Source organism: Cryobacterium sp. Y29 (genome assembly GCF_002929825.1).
Lineage (GTDB): Bacteria > Actinomycetota > Actinomycetes > Actinomycetales > Microbacteriaceae > Cryobacterium.
The window spans coordinates 46,457-72,771 of the sequence record NZ_PJJN01000027.1; the positions used below are offsets into that span (position 1 = coordinate 46,457).

Below are 26,315 nucleotides of genomic sequence, written 5' to 3' on the forward strand. Positions count from 1 at the left end.
TCCTTAGTTACTAAAAGAAAGCAGAAACCCATGAAGCTCCAGGTAGCAATGGACGTATTGACCACCGAAGCGGCTCTCACGCTGGCTGCTCAGGTCGCCCCGTACGTCGACATCATCGAGCTCGGCACCCCGCTGATCAAGGCAGAGGGCCTGCGCGCCGTCACCGCGATCAAGGCCGCGCACCCCGACAAGATCGTCTTTGCCGACCTCAAGACGATGGATGCCGGCGAGCTTGAAGCCGACATCGCGTTCGTCGCCGGCGCCGACCTCGTGACCGTGCTCGGCACGGCTGGTGACAGCACCATCATCGGAGCCGTCGCCGCTGCAACCAAGCACGGCAAGGGCATCGTCGTCGACCTCATTGGCGTCGCCGACAAGGTCACCCGTGCCCGCGAGGTCACCGCGCTCGGCGCGCAGTTCGTGGAGATGCACGCCGGTCTCGACGAGCAGGCCGAGCCCGGCTTCTCGCTCGCAACACTGCTCAACCAGGGCGAGACCGCCAAGGTTCCCTTCTCCCTCGCGGGTGGCGTGAACCTGTCGACCATCTCTTCAGTGCAGCGCGCCGGAGCAACGGTTGCCGTTGCCGGCGGAGCAATCTACGGCGCCGAGGACCCGGCCGCTGCCGCTGCCGCCCTGCGCGCCGCGATCATCTAGTCCCAGCGTTTAATCTGGTGCCGTCCCGCTTCTGCGGGGCGGCACTGTCGCGTTAAACGGATGCCCACACCCGCCTGCAAACACGGACGGGGCCCGGGCCCCGTCCGTGGGCCCAGTTTATAAACTGGGCCCGTGGACGGGGCCCGGGCCCCGTCCAGAGACGAACCTGCGCACCGGCTTACCTGCGCAATGCACTCATGCGCGAAACGGATGCCGGCGCGCCGCCGGTCGGTGGGCGCAGCTAGGCTGGTGGCACCCGAGACAGTCGGCGGCACCGTTGCCGCGAGAGGACTCCAGCATGACGAGCCGCCACGCATGAGCAGCACGATTTTCGACCGCGCCCGGCCCGCAGCATCCATCATCGGCGATTCGTTCGTCGGTACCCGGCAGGGCTCCTTCTGGCTCGATGACCTCGCTCCGCGCGCGAATCATCCGCCTCTCTCGGGCTCCCTCAGCTGCGACCTCGCGGTCGTCGGCGGCGGCTACCTGGGCCTGTGGAGCGCGGTGCTGGCCAAGCAGCAGAATCCGGCGGCGCGGGTCGTACTACTGGAGGCGCGCACGGTTGGCTGGGCAGCATCCGGCCGCAATGGTGGTTTCTGCGAGGCGAGTCTCACGCACGGCGAAGAGAACGGGCGCCGCCGTTGGCCGCTGGAGATCGACCGGCTGATCGAACTCGGTCAGAAAAACCTCGACGACATTGAGCGGGCGGTGGCCGACCTCGAACTCGACTGCCAGTTCGAACGCACCGGAACCATCGACCTGGCCATCGAGGAACACCAGGTTCAGTGGCTGCACGAGGAGAGCACCGACGAGAATACGGTGTTTCTCGATGCGACGGCCGTGCAGGCCGAGGTAGCCTCGCCAACCTATCTCGCCGGGGTCTGGCATCGTCGCAGCAGTGCCCTCGTGCATCCGGGCAAGCTGGCCGCCGAACTGGCGCGGGTGGCCACCAACCTCGGGGTCGAGATTTTCGAGCATTCGCTCGTACAGGCTCTCGACACGGCCGGGCGCAGCGCGGCGCAGGGCACCCGGGTCGTGACGGCCGGCGGCGCCGTGACCGCCCACAAGACGGTCCTCGCCACAAACGTGTTTCCCTCTCTGCTCCGGCGCAACAAGCTCGCCACAGTGCCGGTCTATGACTATGTGCTCATGACCGAGCCGCTTGATGCCGGCCAGCTCGCGTCGATCGGCTGGCAGCACCGGCAGGGACTCGCCGACCTGGCCAACCACTTTCACTATTACCGGTTGAGTGCCGACAACCGCATTCTGTTCGGCGGCTACGACGCCGTCTATCACTACGGCCGCCGGGTGCGCAGTGCCTACGAGAACCGACCCGAAAGCTTCGAAAAGCTCGCGAGTCATTTCTTCACGACCTTTCCGCAGCTGGCCGGGGTGCGGTTCAGTCACAAATGGGCTGGCGCCATCGACACCTCAACCCGGTTTTGCGCTTTTTTCGGGCAGGCTCGCGGCGGGCGCATCAGCTACGCCGCCGGATTCACCGGTCTGGGCGTCGGCGCGACGCACTTCGCCGCCCGGGTAGTACTCGACCAGCTGGCTGGCCGCACCACGGAACGCACTGAACTGGCCATGGTGCGGGGGCGTCCACTTTCGTTTCCGCCGGAGCCGATCGCATCCGCTGGAATTCAGGCCACCCGGTGGGCGCTCAACCGCGCCGACCACGACCGCGGCAAGCGCAACGCCCTGCTCAAGACCCTCGACGCGTTGGGCCTCGGCTTCGACTCCTAGGCGCCAGGCTCAGCCGAGCAGTAACCGACCCAGCTGGTCGGACGAGTACACCACGGCTGTCGCGGCTGCGGCTTCGGCGGGAGAGCCGTAGCCCCACTCCACGAGAATGGCGGGAATGCCGTTGGCCTGGGCGCCGATGGCGTCGTAGCTGCGGTCGCCGACCATGACGGCGCCGCTGGTGTCGACGCCGGTCGCAGCGAGACGGGCCAGGGCCTCGGCGACGATGTCGGACTTGTGGCTGCGGGTCTCGTCAGCGGAGGCACCGACCGTCGCCGTGAAGTACTTCGCAAGATCGAAGTGCGTGAGAATGGCGATCGCGCTCAGCTCGGGCTTGCTGGTGGCCAGGGCGAGGGGGATGCCCGCCGCATGGATACGCTCGAGCAGGCCGGCGACGCCGGGAAAGACAGCTGTATCCAGTGCGGCGGCACCGTGGTACTCGGCGCGGTAGACCGCGATGGCCTCGTGGGCTTCGTCGGGGGTCATGCCCGCGTATTCTTGAAAGGCATCGAGCATGGGCGGGCCCACGTAGGCGAGCAGTTCGGCAGCCGAGGGAACGGGGCGGCCGAGCAACGTAAAGGTGCGGGCCAGAGAGCTGGTGATTGCCGGGGCGGAATCGGTGATGGTTCCGTCGAGGTCGAAGAGGATGGCGCTCCAGGTGCGCGTTAAGGTGGGATTCACTTAAAAGAGCCTAGGCGATCACCACGTAGTTCCCCCATTTGCCCATTTTTTCTCAGCTTTTGCCCGGTTAGTGTGTGCCCGCTTGGGCTGCGCGGCGGGTTAGAAGAGCTTCGAGGCCGTGTCGTCGAGTCCGCGCATGGCGTCGTAGTCGAGCAGCAGGCAGCGAATACCGCGATCTTCGGCCAGCCTGCGGGCCTGCGGCTTGATCGTTTGCGCGGCAAAAACCCCGCTGACCGGCGCCAAATGCGGGTCACGGTTCATCAATTCGAGGTAGCGGGTGAGCTGTTCGACGCCGTCGATGTCACCGTTGCGCTTGAGTTCGACCGCGACCGATCGGCCGCTCGCGTCCTGCGCGAGAATATCGACCGGCCCGATCGCCGTCATGTATTCGCGGCGCACACAGGTGAAGCCCTCACCGAGCAGATGGATATGCTCGGCCAGCAACTTCTGCAGGTGCGATTCGGCGCCGTCCTTGATCAGCCCGGGGTCGATGCCGAGCTCGTGCGCGGAGTCATGCTGAACGTCATAGACGCTGACCACGAGTTGGTCGGCGGTCTTGGCGTGGGTGACCGTCCAGAGGGCGGTGATGCCGGCATCCGCTTGATCACTGTCGGGTTCGGAGATGGTGACCGAACAGGGCGGGCTCATCCAGTTGAGCGGCTTGTAGGAGCCACCGTCGGAGTGCACGAGCACACTCCCGTCGGACTTGATCATCAGCAGGCGGGTGGCCAGCGGCAGATGCGCACTGAGACGCCCGGCATAGTCAACGGAGCATTTCGCAATTACAAGGCGCACTGGTCGAGTTTACGGCCTCAGGTCGTTCGTGACAGTCAGGATCTCGCCATCGGTCCAGCTTGGTGACCCGCACGCGCGGCCGCCAACTGGTTTATTTGGAGACGTTCGGTCAAACCGGGGTGGATGCCGCCGGCCGCGCAGCCGGGGCCGCCAGCCCGGCCAGCACCATCAGCGCCAAGATCAGGTACAGGGCATTGAGGATGCCCCAGGCCTCGCCGAGCAGGCCGAGCACGGGAGGCCCGACCAGAAAGGCGAAGTAGCCGATGATGGCAACGGCACTCACCCGGGCCGCGGCGTTCTTGGTGTCGTCGGCGGCCGCGGACATGCCCACCGGAAAACCGAGCGACGCGCCGATGCCCCAGAGGATCGTGCCCGCGATCACGAGCGGAGTGTTCGGCGCGAGGATGAACAGCGCGAGCCCCGCGATGCCGATTCCCGCGCAGGCGCGTAGTACCAGAACCCGGCCAAAGCGATCAAGCACGGGCCCGCCGATGACGCGGCCCACGGTCATTGCAGCCACGAACACGCCGAAGACGATTGCACCGTCGGTGTTGCTGAGGCCGTGACCATCGACCGAGGCGAGGGCGAGCCAGTCGTTGGCCGAGCCCTCGGCAAAGGTCATGCCGAGCACGATGACGCCGATCAGAAGCAGTTTACGGTCACGCCAAACGGCGAGACTATCTCGCAGGCGGTTGCGCCAGGCTGGTGTGGGGGCATCCGCTTCAGTGTTGGTGACGGGCGCCGGAAGAAAGCGCACGGCCACGACGATCGTGCTCAGAACGAGCACCGCCACGATCATCAGGTGCCAGAACACCGACACCTGCCCAGCGGATGCGGCGGCGCCACCGAGTGCGCCGACCACCGTGCCGAGGCTGAAGCAGGCGTGCATGAGCGGCATGAGCGTGCGACCGATGGCGCGTTCAGCTGCGGCGCCCTCGACGTTCATCATGACGTCGACGGATCCCATGCCGATTCCGAAAACGGCGAGGGCGGCGAACACGAACGGTGCCGAGGGCACGACGCTGACACCGACGCCCATGAGCACGAGCCCGGAGGCCGACAACGAGACGCTGAGCAGCATGGCCCGGCGGGCGCCGAGGCGATTGAGCAGGCCCGCGGCGATCAACAGGCCGATGACCGAGCCGGCGGAGAGTCCAAAGATGAGCAGGCCGACCTGAGCAGTGTCGAGCCCGAGACCGTCGCGCACGGCGGGAACCCGCGACATCCAGCTCGCGAGGCCGAGGCCCGACACAAAGAACGCCGCGAATACGGCATTGCGCCAGCCGAGCAGGGCGGGGCGCGCACTGCCGACGGCGTCAAGAGCGACGCTGGAGTCAGCGGGGTTAGCCACAATTGGCCTCACGGTTCCTGAACGGGGGCGGACGGCCTCGACTCGAGACGGGCGGACAGGTCAAAGGTACAACGAGTGCGACCCGAACGATTTGCCTAGATGCTGCGGTGGTCTCGGACCGCGGATTCCAAATCTGCGAGCCCGGGGGCCATCGCGGCATCGACGGCCAGGGGGTCGGAGATGTTGAGCTCCTGCATGCCGCGCCGGTCTTCGGGGGCCGTGTTGATTTCGTGGTCGCCAGCCTCTAGCCCGGCCAGCACATCGGCAATGACGTCGTCGAGGGATCGACGCTCCCAGCCCAAGTCGGCGCCGGCGTTCTGAGATGACATCATGTCGGTATCCGTCGCGCCCGGGTAGACAGTCGTCACGTGCACTCCCAATCCGGTCAATTCGCGCCGCAGGGATTCTCCGAAACGAGCGAGGCCAGCCTTAGTCGCGGCGTAGACCGAATAAAATGGCATGCCGACGAGGGCGATTCCGCTGGATATGTTCAAGACAATGCTGTCTCGGTCGGCGCCGGCACGAAGACGCGGCAGCAGGGCCCGGGTCAGGAGCACGGGGGCAACGAGGTTGAGTTCGATCATGGATCGAATGTCGGCCTCGCTGGTCAATTCGAGCCGCCCGGCGCGCACGTTGCCGGCATTGTTCACGAGCAGGTCCACGGTGGCCCACGACTCTACGGCCTCAGCAACGCGGTCAACACTATTGAGCAGGGTGAGATCCTGCGTAAGAACTTCGGCCGTGCCGCCGGCGGCTTCGACCAGCCGAGCTGTCGCGACGAGCGTTGACTCTTTCCGGCCGACCAGGAGCAGGTGGGCGCCTCTCGATCCGAATTCGACAGCCAGGGCACGCCCTATTCCCTGCCCTGCGCCGGTGATAATGCCGTATCGGTTAGTTAGATCCACAATGGTCATTCCTTCGAATTAGGCGAGACGGGCAGCGAGCACTCGACTCGCAGTGATCATTGGGGCCAACGGCCTGCTGACGCGGGCTATTCCCCGCGTGCTGCGCCATGCATCGGGCGTCGTGGCCAGCTAGGCCTCGGTTTGCCCTTGTCGAATGGACACACGATTCGCCCCGTCGACAAAGTTAGCGTAGCCTTACCTTAGCAATCGTTCGCCACGTCTCTGGAGTCCCATGCGCATTCCCTTCTCTGTCGCCGCACTCGTTGCCGGCGCCACCGTTTTCGCCCTCGCCGGGTGCACGCAGGCCGCCGAGCCGGCAGCAAGCTCCGCAGACGGCGCCTTCACCCTCTACTCGGGGCGTGACGAAGCGCTCATCCAGCCGCTCATCGACCAGTTCGAGGAGCAAAGCGGCATCAGCGTCGAGGTGCGCTACGGCAACACCGCCGAGCTCGGCGCCCTGCTGCTCGAAGAGGGCGAGGCCACTCCAGCCCAGGTGTTTCTCGCGCAAGACGCCGGAGCGCTCGGAGCGCTGAGCAACGCCGACCTGTTCGCGACGTTGCCCGCAACAACCACCGACAAGGTCCCAGACGGATTCACCTCGACCGACGACACCTGGGTTGGCGTCACCGGCCGTGCTCGCGTGATCACCTATGACAGCGAAGTGATGAGTGCGGCCGAGGTGCCTTCAAGCGTTGATGCATTCGCCGACCCCGCGTGGTCTGGAAAGTTCGGCATCGCGCCGGCCAACGCGAGCTTTCAAGCCTTCGTCACCGCCTATCGGGTGCTGAACGGCGAAGAGGCCGCAGACAAGTGGGTCGCCGCCGTCGCCGCCAACGACCCGGTCATCTTCGACAACAACCGCGCGATCCTCGCCGCCGTCAACGACGGGGTCATCGAGGCCGGACTCATCAACCACTATTACTGGTTTGCTCAGGCCGCCGAAACCGGCGAGGCCAACATGCGCGCGCAGCTCTCCTATCCCGAGGCTGGCGATGCCGGATCGATCGTGAACGTCACGGGGGCCGGACTGCTCGCAGGTGCCACAGCGGATGCCGACGCGCTCGAGTTCATCGACTATCTCGTCGGCACCGATGCCCAGCAGTATTTCGTCGATGAGACCTACGAGTACCCGCTCATCGCCGGCATCGACGCCCCGGCCGGACTGCCCGCGCTCGACTCACTCGTCAACCCCGACCTCGACCTGGCCGACCTGGACACCCTCGCCGATACCCAGGCCCTGCTCGGCAAGCACGGCCTGATCTAACATTGCAGTAGTGAAGGCGCGGTTGTGGGCTCGGGTCGGTGGCCGTGCCCTACCCTGCGCCGGGAGTCTCTCGTGACCGAGCTGCTCATTCCACCGCTCGAAACGGATGCGCCACTGCCACCGCGCGCGCCCGGCCGACACCGCTTCGGCGCGCCACCCTGGCTGCTGGTGCTCGCCGCGCTCTGCGCGGCGACTGCCGCCATACCGCTGGTCTACCTCGTGGCGCGCACGACCGAGGCAGGGCTCACCGAATTGCTCGATACCCTGATGCGCCAGCGCGTGCTGCAGCTCACGATCAACACGGTGCTGCTCGCTTCGGCCGTCACCCTGTCGTGCCTCGTGCTCGGCACGGTCTGCGCGTGGGTTCTCACGCGCATCCGCTTGCCTCTGCAGCGCACGTTATTGCTGGTTTCCGCGCTGCCACTGGCGGTTCCAAGCTACCTGGCCGCTTACGGCTGGCTGGTCTGGTTTCCCCACCTCAACGGGTTTTGGGCCAGCTGGTTCGTCATGACCGTGGTCTGCACCCCCTACGTGACGCTGCCGGTCGCGGCGGCGCTGCGCGGCGCATCCGCAGATTTGGAATCGGTGGCCCGCACCCTCGGTCGTGGCCCGTTTCGCGCGTTCGCGGCCGCGACCTGGCCGCAGATTCGCCCGGCCGCGATCGCCGGGGCGCTACTGGTATGCCTCTACTCGCTGAGCGATTTCGGGCTCGTCGCGATGCTACGGTTTCAGACGCTCACCTGGGGAATCAATGCCGCGTATGGTGCGAGTTTCGACCGCAACCAGGCCGCGCTGCTTGCCCTCGTGCTGGTCGTGCTCGCGCTCGTGGTCGTGGCCGGCGAACGTCGTAGCCGCCGCCAAGTCTCCAGTGTTCCCGGTCGCAGTACCATGCCGATGCGCTCGCCCGGCCGTATCTGGCCCGTCTATGTCGCGCTGCTCCTCGCCGCGCCGCTCGCCGGGGTCGTGGTTCCGGTGGTCGGATTGCTCAGTCGCCTGCTCGAGGCTGAAACGCTGCGCGCAATCGACGTGTCGCGTTTGGTCGAGGCGATCGGCGCGACCCTCGGGCTGGCCCTAACGGCTGCCGTGATCGCGGTGCTCGTGGCACTGCCGATCGCCGCGCTCGCCGCCCGATACCGCGGAAGGCTCGTCGCGGCAATCGAGGCCGTCGGCTTTCTCGGCCATGCCCTGCCCGGTATCGTCGTGGGCCTCTCCCTCGTGTTCTTCGCGCTCGCTGCGGTTCCGATGTTCTACCAAACCTCGCTCGTGCTCGTTTTCGCCTACGTTGTCCTGTTCATGCCGCGCGCCATCGGCAGCGTGCGCAGCGGCATCGCGGCGGTACCGACCAGCCTCGGCGACGTGTCGCGCATGCTCGGCCTATCACCGTTTCAGGCCTGGTGGCGGGTGACCGCACGCCTCGCCCTGCCGGGCATCGCGATCGGCGCACTGCTCGTTGCCATCTCAGCCATGAAAGAATTGCCAGCGACGCTGCTGCTGCGGCCGACGGGCATTTCGACGCTCGCGACCGAGCTGTGGAGTCGCACGGCCCTGTTCGAGTTCGGCGCTGCGGCGCCATACGCGGCGGCGCTCGTGCTCGTGGCGATGGTGCCCGCGGTGCTGCTGTCCGGCATTCGCGGCACGGCAAGGGAGAACTAGTGGGCTGGGTAACGATCGAGGCGCTGAGCGTCTCCTATGGTGACACGCGTGTGCTCGACGACGTCAGCCTGCACATTCCGCGCGGCTCGCTCGTGGCCGTCCTCGGTCCCAGCGGATGCGGCAAGACCACGCTCCTGCGCGCGGTTGCGGGTCTGTTGCCGGTCGACTCGGGCACGATCACCGTCGGTGGGCGCCTCGTGACCGGCCCCGGCGTGCTGCGAGCTCCGGAGAAGCGCGGCATGGGCTGGGTTCCGCAAGATGCCTCCCTGTTTCCGCACCTGTCGGTGGGCGAAAACATCGGCTTCGGTCTGCCACGCACGAGGCAGAACGACGACCTCTACTGCGAACCCGGCGAGACTTCCGGCGGAGTCGGCGGACTGCTGGCCGGACTCACCCGGCGTGGTCGCGCCAACCGCGCTCGACCGGTGTCCGTTCTGGCCGGTACAGCGGCGCACGCGAGCCCCCTCACTGCAGTACCGATCAGCCCCGACCGCGGACGCCAGACCAGCCGCGCGGCCCGCATCGCGGAGCTCGCTACCCTTGTGGGCCTAGCCGAACTCGTGGATCGCGCCCCCTCGCAGCTCTCCGGTGGCCAGGCCCAGCGGGTGTCGCTGGCCCGGGCGCTCGCTCCTCGCCCCGACCTCATACTGCTCGACGAACCGTTCGCGGCCCTCGACCCGCTGCTGCGTTCGGCCCTGCGTACCGAGGTCGCTGCCCTGCTGCGCGGCCAGCACAACACGAGCGTGATCGTGACGCACGACCAGGAAGAGGCGCTCTCCCTTGCCGACTTCGTGGCCGTGATGCGCGGCGGAAAGATTTTGCAATTCGGCACCCCAGCGGATGTCTATGAGCGCCCGGTCGACCCCTGGGTCGCTGGATTCGTCGGCGACACCGTCGAACTCGACGGCCAGTGGAGGGACGGCAAGGTGGAGTGCGCCCTCGGCGCTCTCCCGGCGGACTGGATGGGCGCGGCATCCGCCCCCGCCGACGGAACGCCGGTGCTCGTGCTGCTTCGCCCGGAATGGCTGACCCTGGCTCTGCCATCGACCGAGCGACAAACGGGTGCCGTCACCACGGCCATCGCCTACGCCGGCCACGACGCCCTGGTGAGCTTCGCCCTCCCGGCAGGCCTCACCGTGCGAGCCCGAGTGGCGGCCCCCGACCTGCCCCGCATCGGCGACCGGCTAACCCTCGGGGTGCGCCAGAATGCTCTCGCCTACCCGCTGGGCGCGTGATTTGGCCGCGGTCCCGAGTTCCTACCGGCAGGTCTGAAAGCCTCTCACTTGCCGCACTGCTGCATCCGCTGACCCGTGCGGCAGTCAGTCCGCTAAATTACTCTTTGCGCGAGTTGCATGACGTTAGCTCACGCATGTGCCACCCTTAGGACTGGTGAGAGCTCCGGGCCGTGCGCACGGAGCCCGCTCGAAACTAGGCGCAAGCGCGCATAAAACGGTCGAAGCCAAGCCAATGGAGGCTAAATGAACGAGCGCAATTCCAATTCGGTCATGAGGCGCAAACCCATTACCGACATCGGCGACGAGACCGCCAAGAACGGTCTCTTCAAGAGCCTCGGACTCTGGCAGCTCACCGCGATCGGCGTCGGCGGCATCATCGGAATCGGTATTTTCACTCTCGCTGGACTCGTTGCAAACGGCGGTCCCGACGGCGAAGGCGCCGGTCCGGCCGTGCTCATCTCATTTCTCATCGCCGGACTCGCGAGCGCGGCCGCCGCCCTCAGCTACGCAGAGTTCGCCGGGATGATCCCCCGCGCGGGCTCGGCGTACACCTACGGTTATGTCGCCCTCGGTGAGATTATTGGCTGGTTCATCGGCTGGGACCTGCTGCTGGAGTACATCGCGATCGTCGCCGTTGTCGCGATCGGCATCTCGGGGTACTTCACCGAGTTCATGAGCGGCATCGGCATCGACGTTCCGACCTGGATGCAGGGCACCCCCGACACTCTCGACGGTGGCCTGATCAACCTGCCCGCCATCGTGGTCTGCGTGCTCGTGACCTTCATCCTCAGCCGCGGAACGCAGACCTTCGGCCGCTTTGAGCTCGTCGCCGTCGGGCTCAAGGTGTTGCTGATCCTTGCAATCATCGTTCTTGGATTCTTTTACATCAACACCCAGAACTACGTTCCATTCGTGCCGAATGGGTTCGGCGCGGTCTTCACCGGCGCGGCCACGGTCTTCTTCGCCGTCTTTGGTTATGACGCTATGAGCACCGCCGCCGAAGAGGCCAAAGATGGCAAGAAACACATGCCGAAGGCGATTTTGCTCTCGCTCGCCATCGCCATGGTGCTCTACGTGCTGGCCACTCTCGTGCTCACCGGCATGCAGAATTGGCAGGATATCGACCCGACCGCCGCCTTCGCCGTCGCATTCCAGTCCGTCGGGCTTCCGATCGTCGCGACCGTGCTCTCGGCCTTCGCCGTTATCTCGATCCTCACCGTTATGCTGACCTTCCTCCTCGGCGTCAGCCGGGTCTGGTTCTCGATGAGCCGCGACGGTCTGCTTCCCAAGTGGTTCTCCGGCACCGACCGGAGGGGAACTCCCGCCCGGGTCACATGGATTGCCGGCCTTGCCGCGGCGCTACTGGCCGGGGTCTTCCCGATCCGGCTGATTGCCGACCTCACCAATATCGGAATCCTCGCCGCCTTCGTCGTGGTGTGCGTCGCCGTGATTGTGTTGCGACGCACCCGCCCCGATGTTCCCCGCACCTTCAAGCTGCCCTTCATGCCCTGGGTGCCCGTGTTCGGGGTGCTGTCTTCTGCCTTTCTCATCACGCAGCTGCACTGGGAGACCTGGCTGCGTTTCGGCATCTGGCTCGTCATCGGCCTGGTCATCTACTTCTTCTATGGTCGTCGCAACTCCATCATGAACCCGAAAAGCCCCCGCTACATCGAGCATCCGGTCGATCCGCACTAGTGCCGTTCAGGCAGTGGATGCCGGTGCGCGGCCTGTCCTGCATCTGCGGCGCGAAGTCAGCGCGCGCCGACGATCATCCAGGCCAAACTGCGGGCGCGCACGCTCAGCGTCAGCGCGCGGGCGCCGAGGTAGCCGAGGGCGAACGCCGCCATGAGCAGTGCGAGACCAACGGGGCCCGCCGGAGCAAAGACCAACACGGCAGCGGCCAGCGGCACAAAGGCTGCGAAGTTGAGCAGCCCGGTCAGGGCCAGGTAGCGAGCGTCGCCCGCGCCGATGAGCACGCCGTCGAGGACGAACACCACCGCGCCGAGGGGGACGGATGCCCCCAGCACGATCACCGTCAGCGGCAGCAGTGAGGTCACCGCGTCAGAGTTCGTGAACGCTTGCCCGAGCACGCCGCTCGTGCCGATCACGACCACGGCGAGCACGAGGCCGGCCAGTACGCCCCACTCCAGGCAGCGGCGCAGCACGGCGCGCACGTGCGCCACGTCTCCGGCACCGAGGCCGCGACCGACGAGAGCCTGGGCGGCGATCGCGAGGGCGTCGAGGGCAAAGGCGAGCGTCGCGAACAGGGTCATGGCAATCTGAAAGGCCGCGAGTTCGGGGGAGCCGAGCTGGGCTGCCACGAACACGGCGAGGAGCATGGCAGCGCGCAGGCTGAGCGTGCGCACAAACAGCCAGCCGCCGCTGCGGGCGCCGAGTAGTAATCCGGCTCGGTGCGGGCGCAGCGGAGCGCTCTGGCGCCTGGCATGTATGGCGACCACCACGAGGTAGACCAGGGCCATGCCCCACTGCGCCACGACCGTGCCGACGGCCGATCCGGCAATGCCCCAGCCGAGCAGGTAGATGAAGACATAGTTGAGCGCAATGTTCGCGCCGAAGCCGATTCCGGCGACGTAGAGCGGGGTACGGGTGTCTTGCAGGCCGCGCAGCAGTCCGGTGGCGGCGAACACCAGCAGCATGGCGGGCAGGCCGAGCATTGAGATGCTGAGGTAGGTGGCGGCATCCGCTGTCACGGCCGGTTCGGCGCCGAACGCGCCGACGAGCACCGGGACGGCGAGCAGGCCGCCGGCCGCGAGAACGATTCCGAGGCCGACGGCGAGCCAGAGCCCGTCAATGCCGACGGAGACTGCCTTGCGCGTATCGCCGGCGCCGAGCCGGCGGGCTACTGCCGGGGTGGTGCTGTAGGCGAGGAACACCATGAGGCCGATGATGGTTTGCAGCACTGCGCTCGCCAGGCCGAGTCCGGCCAGAGGGGTGGTGCCGAGGTGGCCGACCATGGCCGAATCCGCCAGCAGAAACAGCGGTTCGGCCATGAGGGCGCCGAGCGCGGGCACGGCAAGCCGCAGAATGTCGCGGTCGATGGGCTGTGTGCGCAAAATATTGATGGTTTGACTCTACGGGGGGCCGCTGGTCAGTTTTGAGCCGTGCTGCTGCCTGACTTATTCAGCGTTGCGTTGAGCCGGAGACTGGCAGCGTTCCTGTGCGTTCGCGCCGATTCCGGGAGTTGGTGGATTTGGGGGTGTTGAATCCGGAGAATCGGTGGCGGTACCTCGGAGATGCCGCCTAACCAGCAGGTGCCGGCCATGAGGTTTCTGTTCATTGTGAGTAGGGTTTCATTATGTACCGCATCAGAATTGTCAGCGCGTTCGTCGGTCGTTGGTTTGCCGTTATTGTTTTGGCTGCGGGGGCGTTGGCGCTTGCTGTCCCCGACGCATTTTCAGGCCTGACCGTGGCGATCCCGTGGTTACTGGCCGTGATCATGCTGGGAATGGGTATGACGCTGCGTCCCGTTGACTTCGCGATTATTGCCAGGCGGCCGTGGGCGCTTCTGCTCGGCGTTGCGGTCCAGTTTTTTGTGATGCCGTTGCTGGGCTTTGGGATTGCCGTCGCGCTCGGGCTTTCGCCGATGCTGACGGCCGGCATGATCTTGGTCGGTTCGGTGCCTGGAGGTACAGCGTCCAACGTGATGGTTTACCTCTCTAAGGGCGATACCGCGTTGTCTGTGGCGATGACATCCGTTTCGACGTTGTTGGCGCCTGTGCTGACGCCGTTGCTGGTCTTGGTGCTCGTGGGAGAGTCCTTGCCCGTTAATGCTGGCGCCTTGTTCGTGTCGATTGTGCAGATCGTGCTGGTTCCGGTGGTGCTCGGGCTCGTGCTGCGCATGATCGTGCCGCGCCTAGTGGAGCGTTTCCTCGATGTTTTGCCGCTGCTGTCGGTGGCCGGCATCACCGTCGTGGTTGCGGCCGTCATCGCCGCGAGTGCCTCTACGCTGTTATCGATTGGCGTGCTTGTGGTCGTCGCCGTGATCTTGCACAACTCCCTCGGGCTGACGCTGGGGTATTACATCGGGCGCCTGTTCGGGCTTCCCGTCGCTAGTCGCCGAGCTCTCAGCTTTGAGGTGGGCATGCAGAACTCCGGCCTGGCCGCCGCCCTGGCCGTGGCGCATTTCAACCCGGTGGCTGCGCTGCCAGCGGCGATTTTCTCGGTCTGGCACAACGTATCGGGTTCTGTGCTCGCCGGCTATTGGGCGCGCAAAGATCTACCGTCCGATGAGGTTTCCGAATCTGTGCCGGTCACCACCCGGGGCTGATCTGACCGGTAGTCAGAATGCAGTGACCACGCGCTGACCACTCCCGGCTAACGGGCAGCTGTGTCACGTTTCGTTAGTTCTCCTCTGGTGGCGGGCGGGTGCGTTTCCTCCAGTTTGTGAGCGTCGACGAGTTCTTGTGCCATGGTGCTTGCTTCGCGAACGAGAGCAGCGTCGCGGCCGACTTTCGCTTCGGTGATGGCCGCGTCGTAGAGCAAGACCAGGCGGGATACTGCCGTGGAAGTAGTGTCTGCACCGAGGAGGCTGGCCAGGTGTGTGCGAACGACGGCGCGGTAGTCTTGCGCGACCGTGCGTACTGCCGCGCATTCCGGCAGTTCAATCACGGCGTTGGTGAATGGGCAGCCGTGGAACGTGTTCAATTCGACTGAGCGGGCGAGGGCCTCGAATAGAGCGGCGATCCGCTGCCAGCGTGGCGAGAGCGGGTTGTCCAGTGCGTGGGCGTTTCGGATCCAGCCGTCTAGTTCCTGCTCCAGGTAAGCCACGACGAGAGCTTCTTTGTTAGCGAAGTTGTTATAGAGGCTGGCTTTGGCGACGCCCGCGTTACGCACGACGAGGTCGATTCCCGTTGCATTGATGCCGTGTTCGTGGAACAGGCGGCCCGCGGAAGCGAGTAGGCGCTCTTTGGCGCTCACTATCGGGGTGATGGTCGACGAATGCATACTGTGATATTACCAGACCGATCGGTATAGTTAGGGGTGGCCAGATCGGTCTAACTAGGAGGTAAATATTCATGTCTGAATCTAAGATCGCCGTCGTTATTTATGAGCCCATTGGCTCCGACACCTCACGCGTCTATCGCGGTCTCAAAACCGCCCTCGAATTCAAGGATGCTGGCGATGACGTTGTCGTCGTTTTCGATGGATCGGGTGTCGAATCCCTCGCCGCCATCTCAGACCCTAAGCACAAGATGAACCCTCTCGCCGTCGCCCTGCACGACAACATCCGGGGCGCCTGCGCATTCTGCGTCGCATCCCACGGGGTTACCGAAGCTGTCGAGTCCGGCGGGTGGCCGCTACTTGCGGAGTACAAAGGCGAAGCGAGTATCCGTTCTCTCGTTGTCGAGGGCTATCAAATCCTCAACTTCTAAACACCACGTCCGCCCCGTTCCCTTGCATGAATTGGAGTTTTCATGGCCCTGGCAGTTCTTCGTGACCTTCGCTTGAAACCGGAAGCCGTTCTCGGTGCGCCGGCCATGCTGCGCGGTCGACGCGGAAGTAGCGGGTGAAGTCAGTGCCGATTCGGTCAGAGGAATCAACTGGAGGCTTATTCTGTATGGAATCAGCCGCGGCTTGCTCGGCGGCGGGCGCGGCGCGTCGCGGCTCCGCTGCGCCCGTAGACGAGGTACATCGCTAGGCCCATGATGATCATCAGGAGCACGGTGTACACGAAGGTGATTGACATCGAGTCCAGGTTGTTTTCGCCCTCGGTGCTGGCCTTGATGGCGATTCCCAGTGGTTGGTATAGCGGGTGGTACAAGAACACGGCCGCGTCGTAGTCGTCGAGCAGGCTGTTGAAGTTGAGCGCCGTGATCGCGGCTGCGGTCGGGATTACGAGGGGAAAGAGTACCTTGCGCAGGGTGAACATTGATCCCGCTCCGAGAATGCGTGCGGCGTCTTCCAGCGACTCCGGCACCGACGCGAATGCCGCTTTCAGCAGCCGTAGGGTGAAGGGGATCTTCACAATGATGTAGGCCACCAAGAGCAGGCTGGTGGTGCCGGTGAGTACCTGGCCGCCGACGAGCGCTTGCGGCCGGTCAAACGTCATGACCAGCGCAAGCGCGATCAGGATCGTGGGTAGGATCCACGGGATATGCAGCAGGTATTCGAGCAATCCGGTCACCGGGTTGCGATATTTCTGTAACACCCTGGCGACGAACAACATGCCGATTACCACGATCGCCGAAGCCAGCGCGCTGTAGACGACGCTCACCACGAACGGGCGCAGCACCGACGGGGTGCCGAAAACGGTTGCGTAATTGTCGAGGGTCAACGCATCCCAGGTGATCATGCCGCGCAGGATGGCGGTCGAGTCGAGAAATGAGAACAGCACGATGAGCAGTACCGGCGTCGCGTAGACCACGAACAATGCATAGGCAAGCACGTGCACGACGCCGTTGGTGACCTGATTGGGAATTTTCTGCTTCTGGAGAGGCGTGGCCACCTTGGCCACAGAAAAATACACCCCGGACTTCTCGGCCCGGTTCATCATGGCCAGCAGCACGATCGTGGCCAGGCCCAGGATGATGGCGAGCAGCGCAGCCAGATCTTGCGAACTGCTGCTCTTCGAGAACGTCAGAATCATCGGGGCAATCGTCTGAAAGTCGGTACCGCCCAGCACGATCGGGGCGGTCAGCGCGCCAAGTCCAGTGAGGAACGTGAGCACCGTCACCGCGAAGATCATCGGGCGCAGGGCCGGCAGCACGATCCTCCACAGAATGCGCAGGGTTCCCGCCCCCATATTCCGGGCCGCCTCGATCGTCTGGTAATCGATCTTGGCGAGGGACGAACCGAGAAAAAGCATGTGGTTGGTGGTCGTGGCGAGGGTCATCACGACCACGACAGCGAAATATCCCGAAAACCAGTCACGGTCAATGTCGGGAAACCAGTTGCCCACCGCGTTCGTGACGAAGCCGTAACGACCGTAGATGAAGTTGTACCCGGCGGCGAGCACGATGCCGCCGTAGATAAGGGTCGTCGCGTAGCCGAGCCACAGTACCCGGGCACCTCGAATGGCGAAATAGTCGGTGACGAGCACGATGAAAATACCCACCACGTTCACCGTGACGGCGAGCGTGCCGGCCAGCAGGAAGCTGTGCCACAGGCTGTTCATGGCCCGCTCTGAGCTGGCCAATTTCTCGAACGCGCGAAAGCTGAGCTGGCCGTCGGGGAAGAACGTGCCGATCAGAAGGGTGGCGTTGGGAAAGATTAGGAACGTGGCAATGAACCACACCGTTACCAGGGCCACGATCACCACGAGCGGCGAACGCAGCATGGAGCGCCAGGAAGAGGTGCGCATGTTAGTACTGCAGGATCGACGAGGGGTCAATGTGCAGCTCGGCCCGTGACCCGGGTGGTAGCGGTGCCGCGCCGCCCTCGGGTACGAGCGCGCGGATCATGCTGCCGGAACAGTCGATCGTGTAGGTGCTGTGCGCACCGTGGTATGAGCGTTCAGTGACGATTCCCTCCAGACGGATGCTGCCGGCAGCGTTTGTAGGAGGCTGTAGCGACACCTTCTCGAGCCTCAGATACGATGCCTTGTTTGGGTGCAGAGCGGTGCCGCCACCATGCTGCAGCCGCTGCACCAACTCGCTCGACAACTTGTTCATGGCGCCGACGAAGGTGCACACGAACTCTGTGCTCGAGCGGTTGTAGATCTCCTCCGGGGTTCCCACCTGTTCCACCACGCCATGATTGAAGACGGCGATGCGATCGCTCATCGTCAGGGCTTCCTCCTGGTCGTGGGTCACGTAGACCGTCGTGATGCCGAGCTCGCGCTGCAGGTTCTTGAGCTGTTCGCGCAGCTGCACCCGCAACTTGGCATCGAGGTTGGAGAGGGGTTCGTCGAGTAGCAGGATGCGCGGCTTGAGCACGAGCGCGCGTGCGATGGCTACGCGTTGCTGCTGGCCGCCGGACAGTTCGGACACGTTCTTGCTGAGCTGCTCCGATGTGAGCTCCACCTGCCCGGCTATTTCCGCGACGAGGGCACCCGTCTGTATTTTCTTTGTCTTGCGTACCTTCAGGCCGAAGGCGATGTTTTCGTACACGCTCATACTCGGGAACAGGGCGTAGTTCTGAAACACCATTCCCACGCTGCGCTTCTCGCTCGGCAGCTTCGTCGCGGCCTGGCCGTCGATGTAGATCTCGCCCTTCGTCGGTTCGATGAAGCCGGCAAGTGTGCGCAGTGCGGTGGTTTTCCCGCATCCGGACGGCCCGAGCAGGGTGAAGAACTCGCCCTGCTTCACCTCCAAATTGAGTTTGGGAATGGCGGTGTGTTCGCCGAAACGCACTTCGATGTGGTCGAACCTAATCATGTGAACTCCCACCGGGCGCGGCCGTTGTTGAGGCCACACCCGGCGTTTTGTAGCGGATGATGGTGGGCGGCACCCTGCGGCGCAAGACGGTTAGGGCAGGTACTCCAGCTCGGTCTTCTCGACCCACTCGCCGATGTGCTCCCGGGTCAGTGCCCAGTCAATGTCTTGCTTGGGCAGTGATTCGATCAGCTCGACGACCGCGGGCAGAGCCTGGGAGCGGGCCTCGGTGTTGACCGGGTAAGCGGCGAATTCGGCCGCGAACTGGCCCTGCACGGCGGAGCTACCGAACCAGTCAATAAACTCTTCGGCCTGGTCTTGGCGCGGTGTGCCGTTGATCACGGCGATCTGCTCCGTGACGTACGGAACACCGTCTTCGGGGCTGATGACTCCGGTGACCGTGCCGTACTCGGCATCACGACTCGTGATTCCGCTGCTCGGAATCACGCCGAAGTCGACCTCGCCACGGGTCAGTCGGGCATACAGGTCGGTGCCCTCGACAGCGGGGGAACCGTGCTCGAAGTACGCCTGCACCTGGTCCCAGCCATCGTCGGATATACCCAGGTCGCCGTCCTCGTCCGCGTAGGGCGCGAGAAGGCCCGCAAGCACCAGCTGCGGTGTCGCCTGGCCGAGGGCAATATTCACTTCGTAGTTACCGGTGTACTGGTCCCCGTCCCAGAGGTCAGCTATCTCGGTGGGGGCATCCGCTGCGCTGACCGTGTTGGTGTCGTAGACCGTAACGATGGCCTGTTCCACCAACGGCCAAAATGCGCCGTCCGCCGCGTCGCCAGCGGTGCTGTCGACCTCGCTGGACCAGGCCGGCGTGTAAGCGGAGACGGCCTCCTCGGCCTTGAGCGTTTCGAAGAACATGTTGTTCAGCCCGAAGACCACGTCGCCCACGGGGTTATTCTTCTCAGCCACGATCCGGTTGGCGAGGTCGGCGCCGCCGAGGCCCACAATCTCGATATTGAGGCCGGCAGCGTCGGCCTGCTCCGTGATCCACTCGCCACGCCCATCGGAGTTGGAGTTCGTATAGACGATGAGCGTTCCGGTGGCTTCGCCGGAAGCGGCGGTATCGGTCGCGGCACTACACGAGGTCAGTATCACGGTGCTCAACAAGACGAGCGCGAAGGAGCTCGCTGTGATGGTGCGCTTATGCAATTGGTTGTCCTTTTCCGGGCCCGGTACAACCCAAAAAGTCGCCCCCGAGCCAAACCTGTGATTTCGACATTGACGACACCACGCTACGGCTGGAACTCACCCGACCCTCTCGTTATGACACAAATTTGGCCCACTGTTCACTCGATGTGCATATACCTGCAGCACGGTAGGCGGCTCATAGGCCCAGAAATAAGGGCCGGGATAGTAAGGGCGCGGCGAGAATCCAGTACCGGTGAGGCCAGACATAGCCACCTTGGCTATCGTCAATATGCGAAATCTTCTCGACGTGACATACAAGACGCGGTTCGCCGTTTCGTTCGCAACGTTCGAATCCAGATGCTTATTCGAAGTGATGCTGCGTTGGCGGGCAGCGCTCTTAGTATTGAATATTGATTCGCACACCCGGCTACCACCGACTCCGCCCCGATAGGCTGGTCCCATGACTGAGCTGGCGAGTGCATCCGGAATCAACCAGAACGAACTTGACCCGGAGGTGCGCCCACAAGACGATCTCTTTCGGCACGTGAACAGCAAATGGATCGCACGTAGCGAGATCCCCGCCGACAAGGCCCGCTGGGGTTCCTTCACGATGCTTGCCGAAGACGCCGAGAAGGCCGTGCGTGAGATCATCGTCGAGGCGCAGGCCGCGCCAGTGGGTAGCCTGGAGCGCAAGTTCGGCGACCTCTACACGAGCTTTCTCGACGAAGAGCGCATCGAAGCGCTCGGGTCCACCCCGCTGCGCGACGACCTCGCCGCGGTCGACGCGGTCACCAGCATCTCCGAACTCCTCTCGACCCTCGGCCGTCTCGAGCGCGGTGGCGTCGCCGGAGCCTTCCACCTCTACGTCGACAACGACCCAGGCAACCCCGAACGCTACCTGGTCTTCATCGCGCAGGGTGGTATCGGCTTGCCAGACGAGTCCTATTACCGCGAAGAAAAGTTCGCCGAGATTCGCACCAAGTATCAGGGATTTCTCGAGCGGATGTTCACCCTCGCCGGTTTCGACGGCGCCGCCGAACGCGCAGCGCGCGTCTTCGACCTCGAAACCGAACTCGCCTCGCACCACTGGGACAAGGTAGCCACCCGCGACAGTGAGAAAACCTACAACCTGCGCACCTGGGGCCAGGTCTCCGCGCTCGCAGCGGGTGCCGACGTCGACCTCTGGCTTGCGGGCCTCGACGCCCCGGCCGGCGGCTTCGAGGAGGTCGTCGTGCGTGAACCCAGCTTCATTGCAGGACTCGCGACCGCCCTGTCAGACGACCGCCTCGAATCGTGGCAGGACTGGCTGCGCTGGCAGGTCATCCGCTCGAGCGCTGCGTACCTGTCGGGTGAATTCGTGGAGGCGAACTTTGACTTCTACGGGCGCACCCTGAGTGGCACGCCGCAGCTGCGTGACCGCTGGAAGCGCGGCGTCTCACTCGTGGAGGGCGCTCTCGGCGAGGCCGTCGGCCGCATCTACGTGGAGCGTCACTTCAAGCCGAGCGCCAAGGAGAGCATGGACGTGCTCGTGGCCAACCTCGTGCAAGCCTACGAAAACAGCATCAGCACCCTCGACTGGATGACCGAGGAGACACGTACGAGAGCCCTCGAAAAGCTGTGCAAATTCACACCGAAGATCGGCTACCCGGTGAAGTGGCGCGACTATTCCAGCCTCGAGATCGCAGCTGACGACCTCATCAGCAACGTCAAGGCCGCTGGCGAGTTCGAGTTTCAGCGCGAGCTCGGCAAGATCGGCAAGCCGCTCGATCGCGACGAATGGTTCATGACGCCGCAGACCATCAACGCCTACTACAACCCCGGATTCAACGAAATCGTCTTTCCGGCCGCCATCTTGCAGTTTCCGTTCTTCGACGATGCGCGTGACCCGGCCGCCAATTACGGCGCGATCGGTGCGGTCATCGGCCACGAGATCGGACACGGCTTCGACGACCAAGGCTCCAAGTACGATGGCGATGGCCGCCTCACCGACTGGTGGACCGCCGAGGACAAGGCCGCGTTCGAGCTGCGCACGACCGCGCTCATCGCGCAATTCGAGGGCCTTACGCCGCAGGCCATCCCCGGCCACACCGTCAACGGCGCACTCACGATCGGCGAGAACATCGGTGACCTCGGCGGGCTCTCCATCGCCTGGAAGGCCTATCTGCTCTCGCTGAACGGTGCAGAAAGCCCCGTCATCGACGGACTCACCGGTGCCGAACGATTCTTTCTCTCCTGGGCCCAGGCCTGGCAGATGAAATTGCGCGACGCTGAGGCCATCCGCTTGCTGGCTATCGACCCGCACTCCCCGAACGAGTTTCGCTGCAACCAGATCGTCAGCAACATTCCCGCGTTCTATGAGGCGTTCGAGGTCGGCGAAGCGGATGCCCTCTACCTCGCCCCCGACCAGCGCGTCACCATCTGGTAGCGCGATCGTCCCCCCGTCCGGGTTACTGTAGGAACAAGCTCTTCTGAGCTGGGGATGAGGCGGGCGCGGGGCGTGAGCCGAGGAAAGGATCGAACCGAGTGATCGTTTCCGGGCGCGGCGCCGACGGCGCCAGTGCTGCTTCCAGCCGAGCGGATGCCGCCTTCGGCCATTCCCGCCACGCGGCGCTGCCCGCTGGCAAACACCGCGTGGCGGACTCGCCCGAGAATTTCGCCCGTGGCTTTGCGTGCCTCGGCGAACTCGCCCTCAACGGTGTGCAGGTCTCGGCCCGGGCAACCGATCTTTCGACCGGACGCGTGCTCTTCTCGGTCGACGACCACGTGTCGATGCCAACGGCAAGCGTTGGCAAGGTGCTGCTGCTGATCGAGGTGGCAGCGCGCCTGAACGACGCCGAATTCGGGCTGGCCACGATGCTCGAACGGTCCGGCGCGGATGCCGTGAGTGATTCTGGTGTCTGGCAGCACCTGCAGACTTCACGTCTCGGTGTCGCTGATCTTGCCGCCCTCGTTGGCGCGACGAGTGACAACCTCGCTACGAACGTGCTCATTCGTGCCGTAGGCCTGCACTCGGTGCGCGCCCGTACCGAGCAGCTCGGACTCAGCCGCACGGCGCTGCTCGATCTGGTGCGCGACACACGCGGCCCCGACGACGCGCCGCAGCTCTCGGTGGGCAGCGCGAAGGAACTCACCTGGCTGTTCACGGCGCTCGCCCGCGGCGAGATCGTGAATGCTGAGACCAGCGCGCGGGTGATCGGCTGGCTGTCGCTCAACACCGACCTGTCGCTCGTGGCCAGCGCCTTCGGCCTGGATCCGCTCGCGCACCGGGAAAGCGACCACGGTCTGCTCATGGTCAACAAGACGGGAACGACTACGGGCGTTCGCAGCGAGGTGGGCATCCTCCGCGGTCCGCGGGCCGGCGTGACGTACGCGGTGTCGATGCTGTTCGACGATGCTCGGCTCATGACCCGGCTCGCGGTGCTCGACGGTATGCGCTCGGTGGGGGCCGACCTGCTGGAGTACGTGCACTAGCTGGCGGTAAGTTGTGCCATCGTGGACGTGACGGGCAGTGACGCCCGTCACCGACGCGAAGGAGCTACGCCATGGCTGTCATCGGATGGATTGGGCTGGGCCACATGGGCGGGCCCATGACGGCAAACCTGGTGAAAGCCGGGCACAGCGTGCGCGGCTTCGACCTGAGCGTCGAAGCCCTCGACGCTGCGGTGGCCGCCGGCGTCACGCGCGCGACGAGCATCCAAGAGGCCGTAGAAGGCGCCGACGTGGTTTTCACCATACTGCCCAAGGGTGAGCATGCCCGCGCGGTGTACTTCGGTGACGAAGGAGTGTTCGCCCACGCCGACCCGAAAACCCTGCTCGTGGAGTCCTCGACGATCGACATTGAATCGTCCCAGGCCCTGCACGATGCCGCGGCGGCGGCGGGCTTTCGCCTGGTAGACGCCCCGGTCTCTGGCGGCATCACCGGTGCAGAGAAAGGCACGCTCACCTTCATGATCGGAGGCGCTGCGGATGCCGTCGGCGACGCCACCGAATACATCAAGCCGATGGCCGCGAATATCATTCCAACCGGTGGTGCAACGACCGGCCAGGCCGCGAAGATCTGCAATAACCTGATGCTGTTCATCAGCCTCGCCGCGACCGCCGAAGGGGCGGTTCTGGCGGCTCGGTTGGGGCTGGACGCGCAGGTGTTCTGGGATATCGCATCCGTTTCGTCGGGCGATAGCTGGGCGCTGCGCACCTGGTATCCAATTGCGGGCGTCGTACCATCGGCGGCCGTGAACCGCGACTTCGCGCCGACCTTTACGACCGACCTCGCCAATAAGGACATCGGCCTGGCGGTCGCCGCTGCCGCTGCCACCGACACGCCGCTGGAGATTGGCCAGCACGTGCAGCAGCTGTTCCAGCGTCTGATCGACCAGGGCCAGGGCGGTAAGGACTGCTCCATGATCGTGAAACTGGTCGACGGTACCCTGGCCTGACGCGGCTGGATTCGACGAGACCGGGATGAAATCCCGAGTAGACAGTTTGTCTAACTAGTGTGACTATGTAGTCATGCAATCAAAACCCTGGCCAGCTGATTGGATGCGCGCGGCCCTGAGCCTGTGCGTGCTGCGCGCGCTCGCGCCGGGCCCGACCTACGGCTATGCGATCGCGTCGACGCTCGAGGCGGCGGGCTTGGGTGCCATCAAGGGTGGCACGCTCTATCCGCTGCTCACCCGCTTCGAGGCGGCCGGCTGGATCGCCGGCGAATGGCGACCGGGCGCCGGGGGACCGGGGCGCAAATACTTCTCGCTCACCGACGATGGGCAACGCGAACTGGCTGACCAGGTCGCCCACTGGCAACTTTTTTCCATCACCGTGCACGACCACTTACAGAAAGGCCCGGTCGAATCATGATGACCAGCAACCCGCATGATCACGACACCAGCGATTCTCGTACGCCCGGTTTGGGCGGCGCTATTGCCGGCAGTCTCGACTCGGTCGACGACCGGGCCAGCGGCCGCGCGGCTGAAACTGCTCGGGACGCCGAAAATGCGGTGTGGCTCGACGATCTCACGGTCGAACTGCGCCTGCTCGATGTCAGTGGCAGCGACATCGGTGATGCCGTCGCCAGCACGCGGGAGTTTCTTGCCGATTCGGGTGCGCGAGCCGACGAATCATTCGGCAGTCCCCAGCGCTACGCCGCAGAGCTCGACCTGCCAGCCCTTCCCCAATCCAAGAAGTCAATTAACGAGGTCTTGCTGACCAGTGGAATCGGGATTATCGGGCTGGTCGTGCTCGGCCAAACGGCATACTCCCTCGCGAGCGGTGACGACGGCCTTGACGTGCGGGTGTGGATGGTCGTATCCCTGGGCGCGACGGTCCTTCTATTGGGCCTGATACCCAAAGTCATTCCGGTCTTGTTTCGCGCGCGCTCACGCCCCCGAACGGCGGGGCTGATCGTGGCGGGAGTAACATTCGGCGGTTTCGGCCCGGTCCTGCTCAGCGTGTGGTGGGGGCAGGCGGTGCTGTTCAATGTTCCCGCACTGCCGGTCGCCATCGGGGCTGGCATCCTGTTGCTCGCGCCAGCCATCTGGAACCAGGTGCGCCACACGTTGGGCGAGGACCCGATCGTTGATCCGGGCACCGGCGCCGAGCCGGTCCCACCTAAAGGCGCGCGCTTTCTGGCCGGGGTCGGCAACTGGATCATGGTGGTCTACGGTGCCGTCAGCTTCGTGTTGACCCTCGCCCTCTACCCCAACACTTGATGTCCGATCCAACAGACGGGGCCGAATCATGACGACCAACCCGTTTGATTCTGACAGCAGCGCAGGCATCCGCTCGGCGAAAATGGACGATGCCACCTGGTTCGACGAATTCACGATTGAGCTGCGACTGCTCGCGGTTCCCGGTAGTGACATCGGCGATGCCCTGGCCAGCGCCCGGGAGTTTCTCGCCGACGCTGGCACGAGTGCACAGGAGTGTTTCGGCAGCCCCAGGAGCTACGCGGCCGAGCTCCGCCTCTCGACTATTCCGCAACCGGCCGTGAACGGCGTGGGCTTGCGGGCCGGTCTCGGACTGCTCGGTCTCATCGGGTTCATGGTGTCAGCGCTGCCGCTCGTGCAAGGCGCGGCGGTGCGCGTTGACCTGCCCACAATTTCCCTGTTCGTCGTCGTGATCGTCGGCGCAGTGCTGATGCCCACCTTCCTGCGGTCACTCGCCAGGGTGCGCCCGCGTGCCTGGATGTTCGTGGTCGCCGCTGTGCTGGGCATCGCTCTCCCGCTCGGCTTGAATGTATGGACCGACTTCGCGACGGTACTCTTCACCGTTTCCGCGTTGCCTATCGTGATCGCCTCTGCCCTGCTCGTGCTCGTGTCGGCGATCTGGAGCCAGGCGCGCCACTCGCTGCGCGACGACCCGATCGTCGCCCCGGGCGGCGCACCAGACGCACGCACCTCGCTCTCGACCCGACTGTTCCTCGGCGCGATCACCTGGTCGATGGTGATCCTGTCGATTGTGATCTGGCTGTTCGCGCTGTTTGGTGAGCCGCTCGGGCGCTAGTTGAATGGAGTTGCGCGGGTAGCCGACTTCGGTACTCGAGGATGCTGCTGGCGATTAGGCTGA

General features: G+C 64.7%; 23 protein-coding genes. 14 read left to right on the forward strand and 9 right to left on the reverse strand.

Going from position 1 to position 26,315, the window contains the following annotated elements; genetic code table 11:
• Nucleotides 1-30 precede the first annotated feature (30 nt).
• Complete coding sequence (hxlA, locus tag CXY74_RS03745) at nt 31-654, forward strand: 3-hexulose-6-phosphate synthase (RefSeq protein WP_104199193.1); 624 nt, start codon at nt 31-33, stop codon at nt 652-654.
• 315 nt (nt 655-969) lie between these two features.
• Nucleotides 970-2,400 carry an FAD-binding oxidoreductase gene (locus tag CXY74_RS03750; protein ID WP_104199194.1) on the forward strand — a complete coding sequence of 477 codons (1,431 nt, stop codon included), beginning with the start codon at nt 970-972 and terminating at the stop codon, nt 2,398-2,400.
• Nucleotides 2,401-2,409: 9 nt separating this feature from the next.
• On the opposite strand, the gene CXY74_RS03755 is transcribed toward CXY74_RS03750, so the two are convergent.
• The 4 genes from CXY74_RS03755 to CXY74_RS03770 all read right to left on the reverse strand — a co-directional run bounded on the left by CXY74_RS03755 (nt 2,410) and on the right by CXY74_RS03770 (nt 6,129).
• Nucleotides 2,410-3,078, reverse strand: coding sequence for an HAD hydrolase-like protein (locus CXY74_RS03755; protein WP_104199195.1), 669 nt, complete (start codon nt 3,076-3,078; stop codon nt 2,410-2,412).
• Between the two features lie 99 nt (nt 3,079-3,177).
• Nucleotides 3,178-3,873, reverse strand: a complete 696-nt coding sequence (nucS, locus tag CXY74_RS03760) for an endonuclease NucS (protein WP_104197220.1) — start codon at nt 3,871-3,873, stop codon at nt 3,178-3,180.
• Nucleotides 3,874-3,982: 109 nt separating this feature from the next.
• On the reverse strand, nt 3,983-5,224 hold the full coding sequence (locus tag CXY74_RS03765) for an MFS transporter (RefSeq protein WP_104199196.1): 1,242 nt from the start codon (nt 5,222-5,224) through the stop codon (nt 3,983-3,985).
• 95 nt (nt 5,225-5,319) lie between these two features.
• Nucleotides 5,320-6,129 (reverse strand): SDR family oxidoreductase, encoded by an 810-nt coding sequence (locus CXY74_RS03770; protein ID WP_158252294.1) that lies wholly within the window; start codon nt 6,127-6,129, stop codon nt 5,320-5,322.
• A 232-nt stretch (nt 6,130-6,361) separates the two neighbouring features.
• Between CXY74_RS03770 and CXY74_RS03775 the strand changes: the two genes are divergently transcribed.
• The 4 genes from CXY74_RS03775 (at nt 6,362) to CXY74_RS03790 (ending at nt 11,976) form a co-directional block, all read left to right on the forward strand.
• Nucleotides 6,362-7,393 carry an extracellular solute-binding protein gene (locus tag CXY74_RS03775; protein WP_104199198.1) on the forward strand — a complete coding sequence of 344 codons (1,032 nt, stop codon included), beginning with the start codon at nt 6,362-6,364 and terminating at the stop codon, nt 7,391-7,393.
• Nucleotides 7,394-7,465: 72 nt separating this feature from the next.
• Entirely contained in the window at nt 7,466-9,046 is a 1,581-nt protein-coding gene (locus CXY74_RS03780; RefSeq protein WP_199183136.1) for an iron ABC transporter permease, read from the forward strand.
• Nucleotides 9,046-10,281: an ABC transporter ATP-binding protein gene (locus CXY74_RS17875; protein WP_233193195.1), complete on the forward strand. Its 1,236-nt coding sequence runs from the start codon at nt 9,046-9,048 to the stop codon at nt 10,279-10,281. Before CXY74_RS03780 ends, CXY74_RS17875 begins: the two co-directional genes overlap by 1 nt.
• 243 nt (nt 10,282-10,524) lie before the next feature.
• The gene (locus tag CXY74_RS03790) at nt 10,525-11,976 is read left to right on the forward strand and encodes an amino acid permease (RefSeq protein WP_104199199.1); all 1,452 of its coding nucleotides are present in this window, start codon (nt 10,525-10,527) and stop codon (nt 11,974-11,976) included.
• 56 nt (nt 11,977-12,032) lie between these two features.
• Here the strand turns inward: CXY74_RS03790 and CXY74_RS03795 are convergent, their stop codons facing one another.
• Nucleotides 12,033-13,355: an MATE family efflux transporter gene (locus CXY74_RS03795; RefSeq protein WP_104199200.1), complete on the reverse strand. Its 1,323-nt coding sequence runs from the start codon at nt 13,353-13,355 to the stop codon at nt 12,033-12,035.
• Nucleotides 13,356-13,597: 242 nt separating this feature from the next.
• Here CXY74_RS03795 and CXY74_RS03800 point away from each other — a divergent pair, with 242 nt between their 5' ends.
• Nucleotides 13,598-14,569: a bile acid:sodium symporter family protein gene (locus CXY74_RS03800; protein ID WP_104199201.1), complete on the forward strand. Its 972-nt coding sequence runs from the start codon at nt 13,598-13,600 to the stop codon at nt 14,567-14,569.
• Nucleotides 14,570-14,616: 47 nt separating this feature from the next.
• Here CXY74_RS03800 and CXY74_RS03805 read toward each other — a convergent pair whose 3' ends face one another.
• Complete coding sequence (locus CXY74_RS03805; protein ID WP_104199202.1) at nt 14,617-15,246, reverse strand: TetR/AcrR family transcriptional regulator; 630 nt, start codon at nt 15,244-15,246, stop codon at nt 14,617-14,619.
• A 71-nt stretch (nt 15,247-15,317) separates the two neighbouring features.
• On the opposite strand from CXY74_RS03805, the gene CXY74_RS03810 reads away from it, so the two are divergent.
• Nucleotides 15,318-15,674: a DsrE family protein gene (locus CXY74_RS03810; RefSeq protein ID WP_104199203.1), complete on the forward strand. Its 357-nt coding sequence runs from the start codon at nt 15,318-15,320 to the stop codon at nt 15,672-15,674.
• A 191-nt stretch (nt 15,675-15,865) separates the two neighbouring features.
• Here the strand turns inward: CXY74_RS03810 and CXY74_RS03815 are convergent, their stop codons facing one another.
• The 3 genes from CXY74_RS03815 to CXY74_RS03825 form a co-directional block, all read right to left on the reverse strand.
• Nucleotides 15,866-17,602: an iron ABC transporter permease gene (locus tag CXY74_RS03815; RefSeq protein ID WP_104199204.1), complete on the reverse strand. Its 1,737-nt coding sequence runs from the start codon at nt 17,600-17,602 to the stop codon at nt 15,866-15,868.
• Between the two features lies 1 nt (nt 17,603).
• On the reverse strand, nt 17,604-18,617 hold the full coding sequence (locus CXY74_RS03820) for an ABC transporter ATP-binding protein (protein ID WP_104199277.1): 1,014 nt from the start codon (nt 18,615-18,617) through the stop codon (nt 17,604-17,606).
• Nucleotides 18,618-18,707: 90 nt separating this feature from the next.
• Nucleotides 18,708-19,775, reverse strand: coding sequence for an extracellular solute-binding protein (locus tag CXY74_RS03825; RefSeq protein WP_104199205.1), 1,068 nt, complete (start codon nt 19,773-19,775; stop codon nt 18,708-18,710).
• A gap of 439 nt (nt 19,776-20,214) precedes the next feature.
• Between CXY74_RS03825 and CXY74_RS03830 the strand changes: the two genes are divergently transcribed.
• The 6 genes from CXY74_RS03830 to CXY74_RS03855 all read left to right on the forward strand — a co-directional run bounded on the left by CXY74_RS03830 (nt 20,215) and on the right by CXY74_RS03855 (nt 26,252).
• The gene (locus CXY74_RS03830) at nt 20,215-22,179 is read left to right on the forward strand and encodes a M13 family metallopeptidase (protein WP_104199206.1); all 1,965 of its coding nucleotides are present in this window, start codon (nt 20,215-20,217) and stop codon (nt 22,177-22,179) included.
• A gap of 98 nt (nt 22,180-22,277) precedes the next feature.
• On the forward strand, nt 22,278-23,225 hold the full coding sequence (locus CXY74_RS03835) for a serine hydrolase (protein ID WP_233193196.1): 948 nt from the start codon (nt 22,278-22,280) through the stop codon (nt 23,223-23,225).
• 71 nt (nt 23,226-23,296) lie between these two features.
• Nucleotides 23,297-24,190 carry a 3-hydroxyisobutyrate dehydrogenase gene (gene mmsB / locus CXY74_RS03840; RefSeq protein ID WP_104199207.1) on the forward strand — a complete coding sequence of 298 codons (894 nt, stop codon included), beginning with the start codon at nt 23,297-23,299 and terminating at the stop codon, nt 24,188-24,190.
• A 73-nt stretch (nt 24,191-24,263) separates the two neighbouring features.
• The gene (locus tag CXY74_RS03845; protein ID WP_104199208.1) at nt 24,264-24,608 is read left to right on the forward strand and encodes a PadR family transcriptional regulator; all 345 of its coding nucleotides are present in this window, start codon (nt 24,264-24,266) and stop codon (nt 24,606-24,608) included.
• Entirely contained in the window at nt 24,605-25,459 is an 855-nt protein-coding gene (locus CXY74_RS03850; protein WP_146070049.1) for a hypothetical protein, read from the forward strand. Before CXY74_RS03845 ends, CXY74_RS03850 begins: the two co-directional genes overlap by 4 nt.
• A 28-nt stretch (nt 25,460-25,487) precedes the next feature.
• Nucleotides 25,488-26,252: a hypothetical protein gene (locus tag CXY74_RS03855; protein ID WP_104199210.1), complete on the forward strand. Its 765-nt coding sequence runs from the start codon at nt 25,488-25,490 to the stop codon at nt 26,250-26,252.
• Nucleotides 26,253-26,315: the final 63 nt, after the last annotated feature.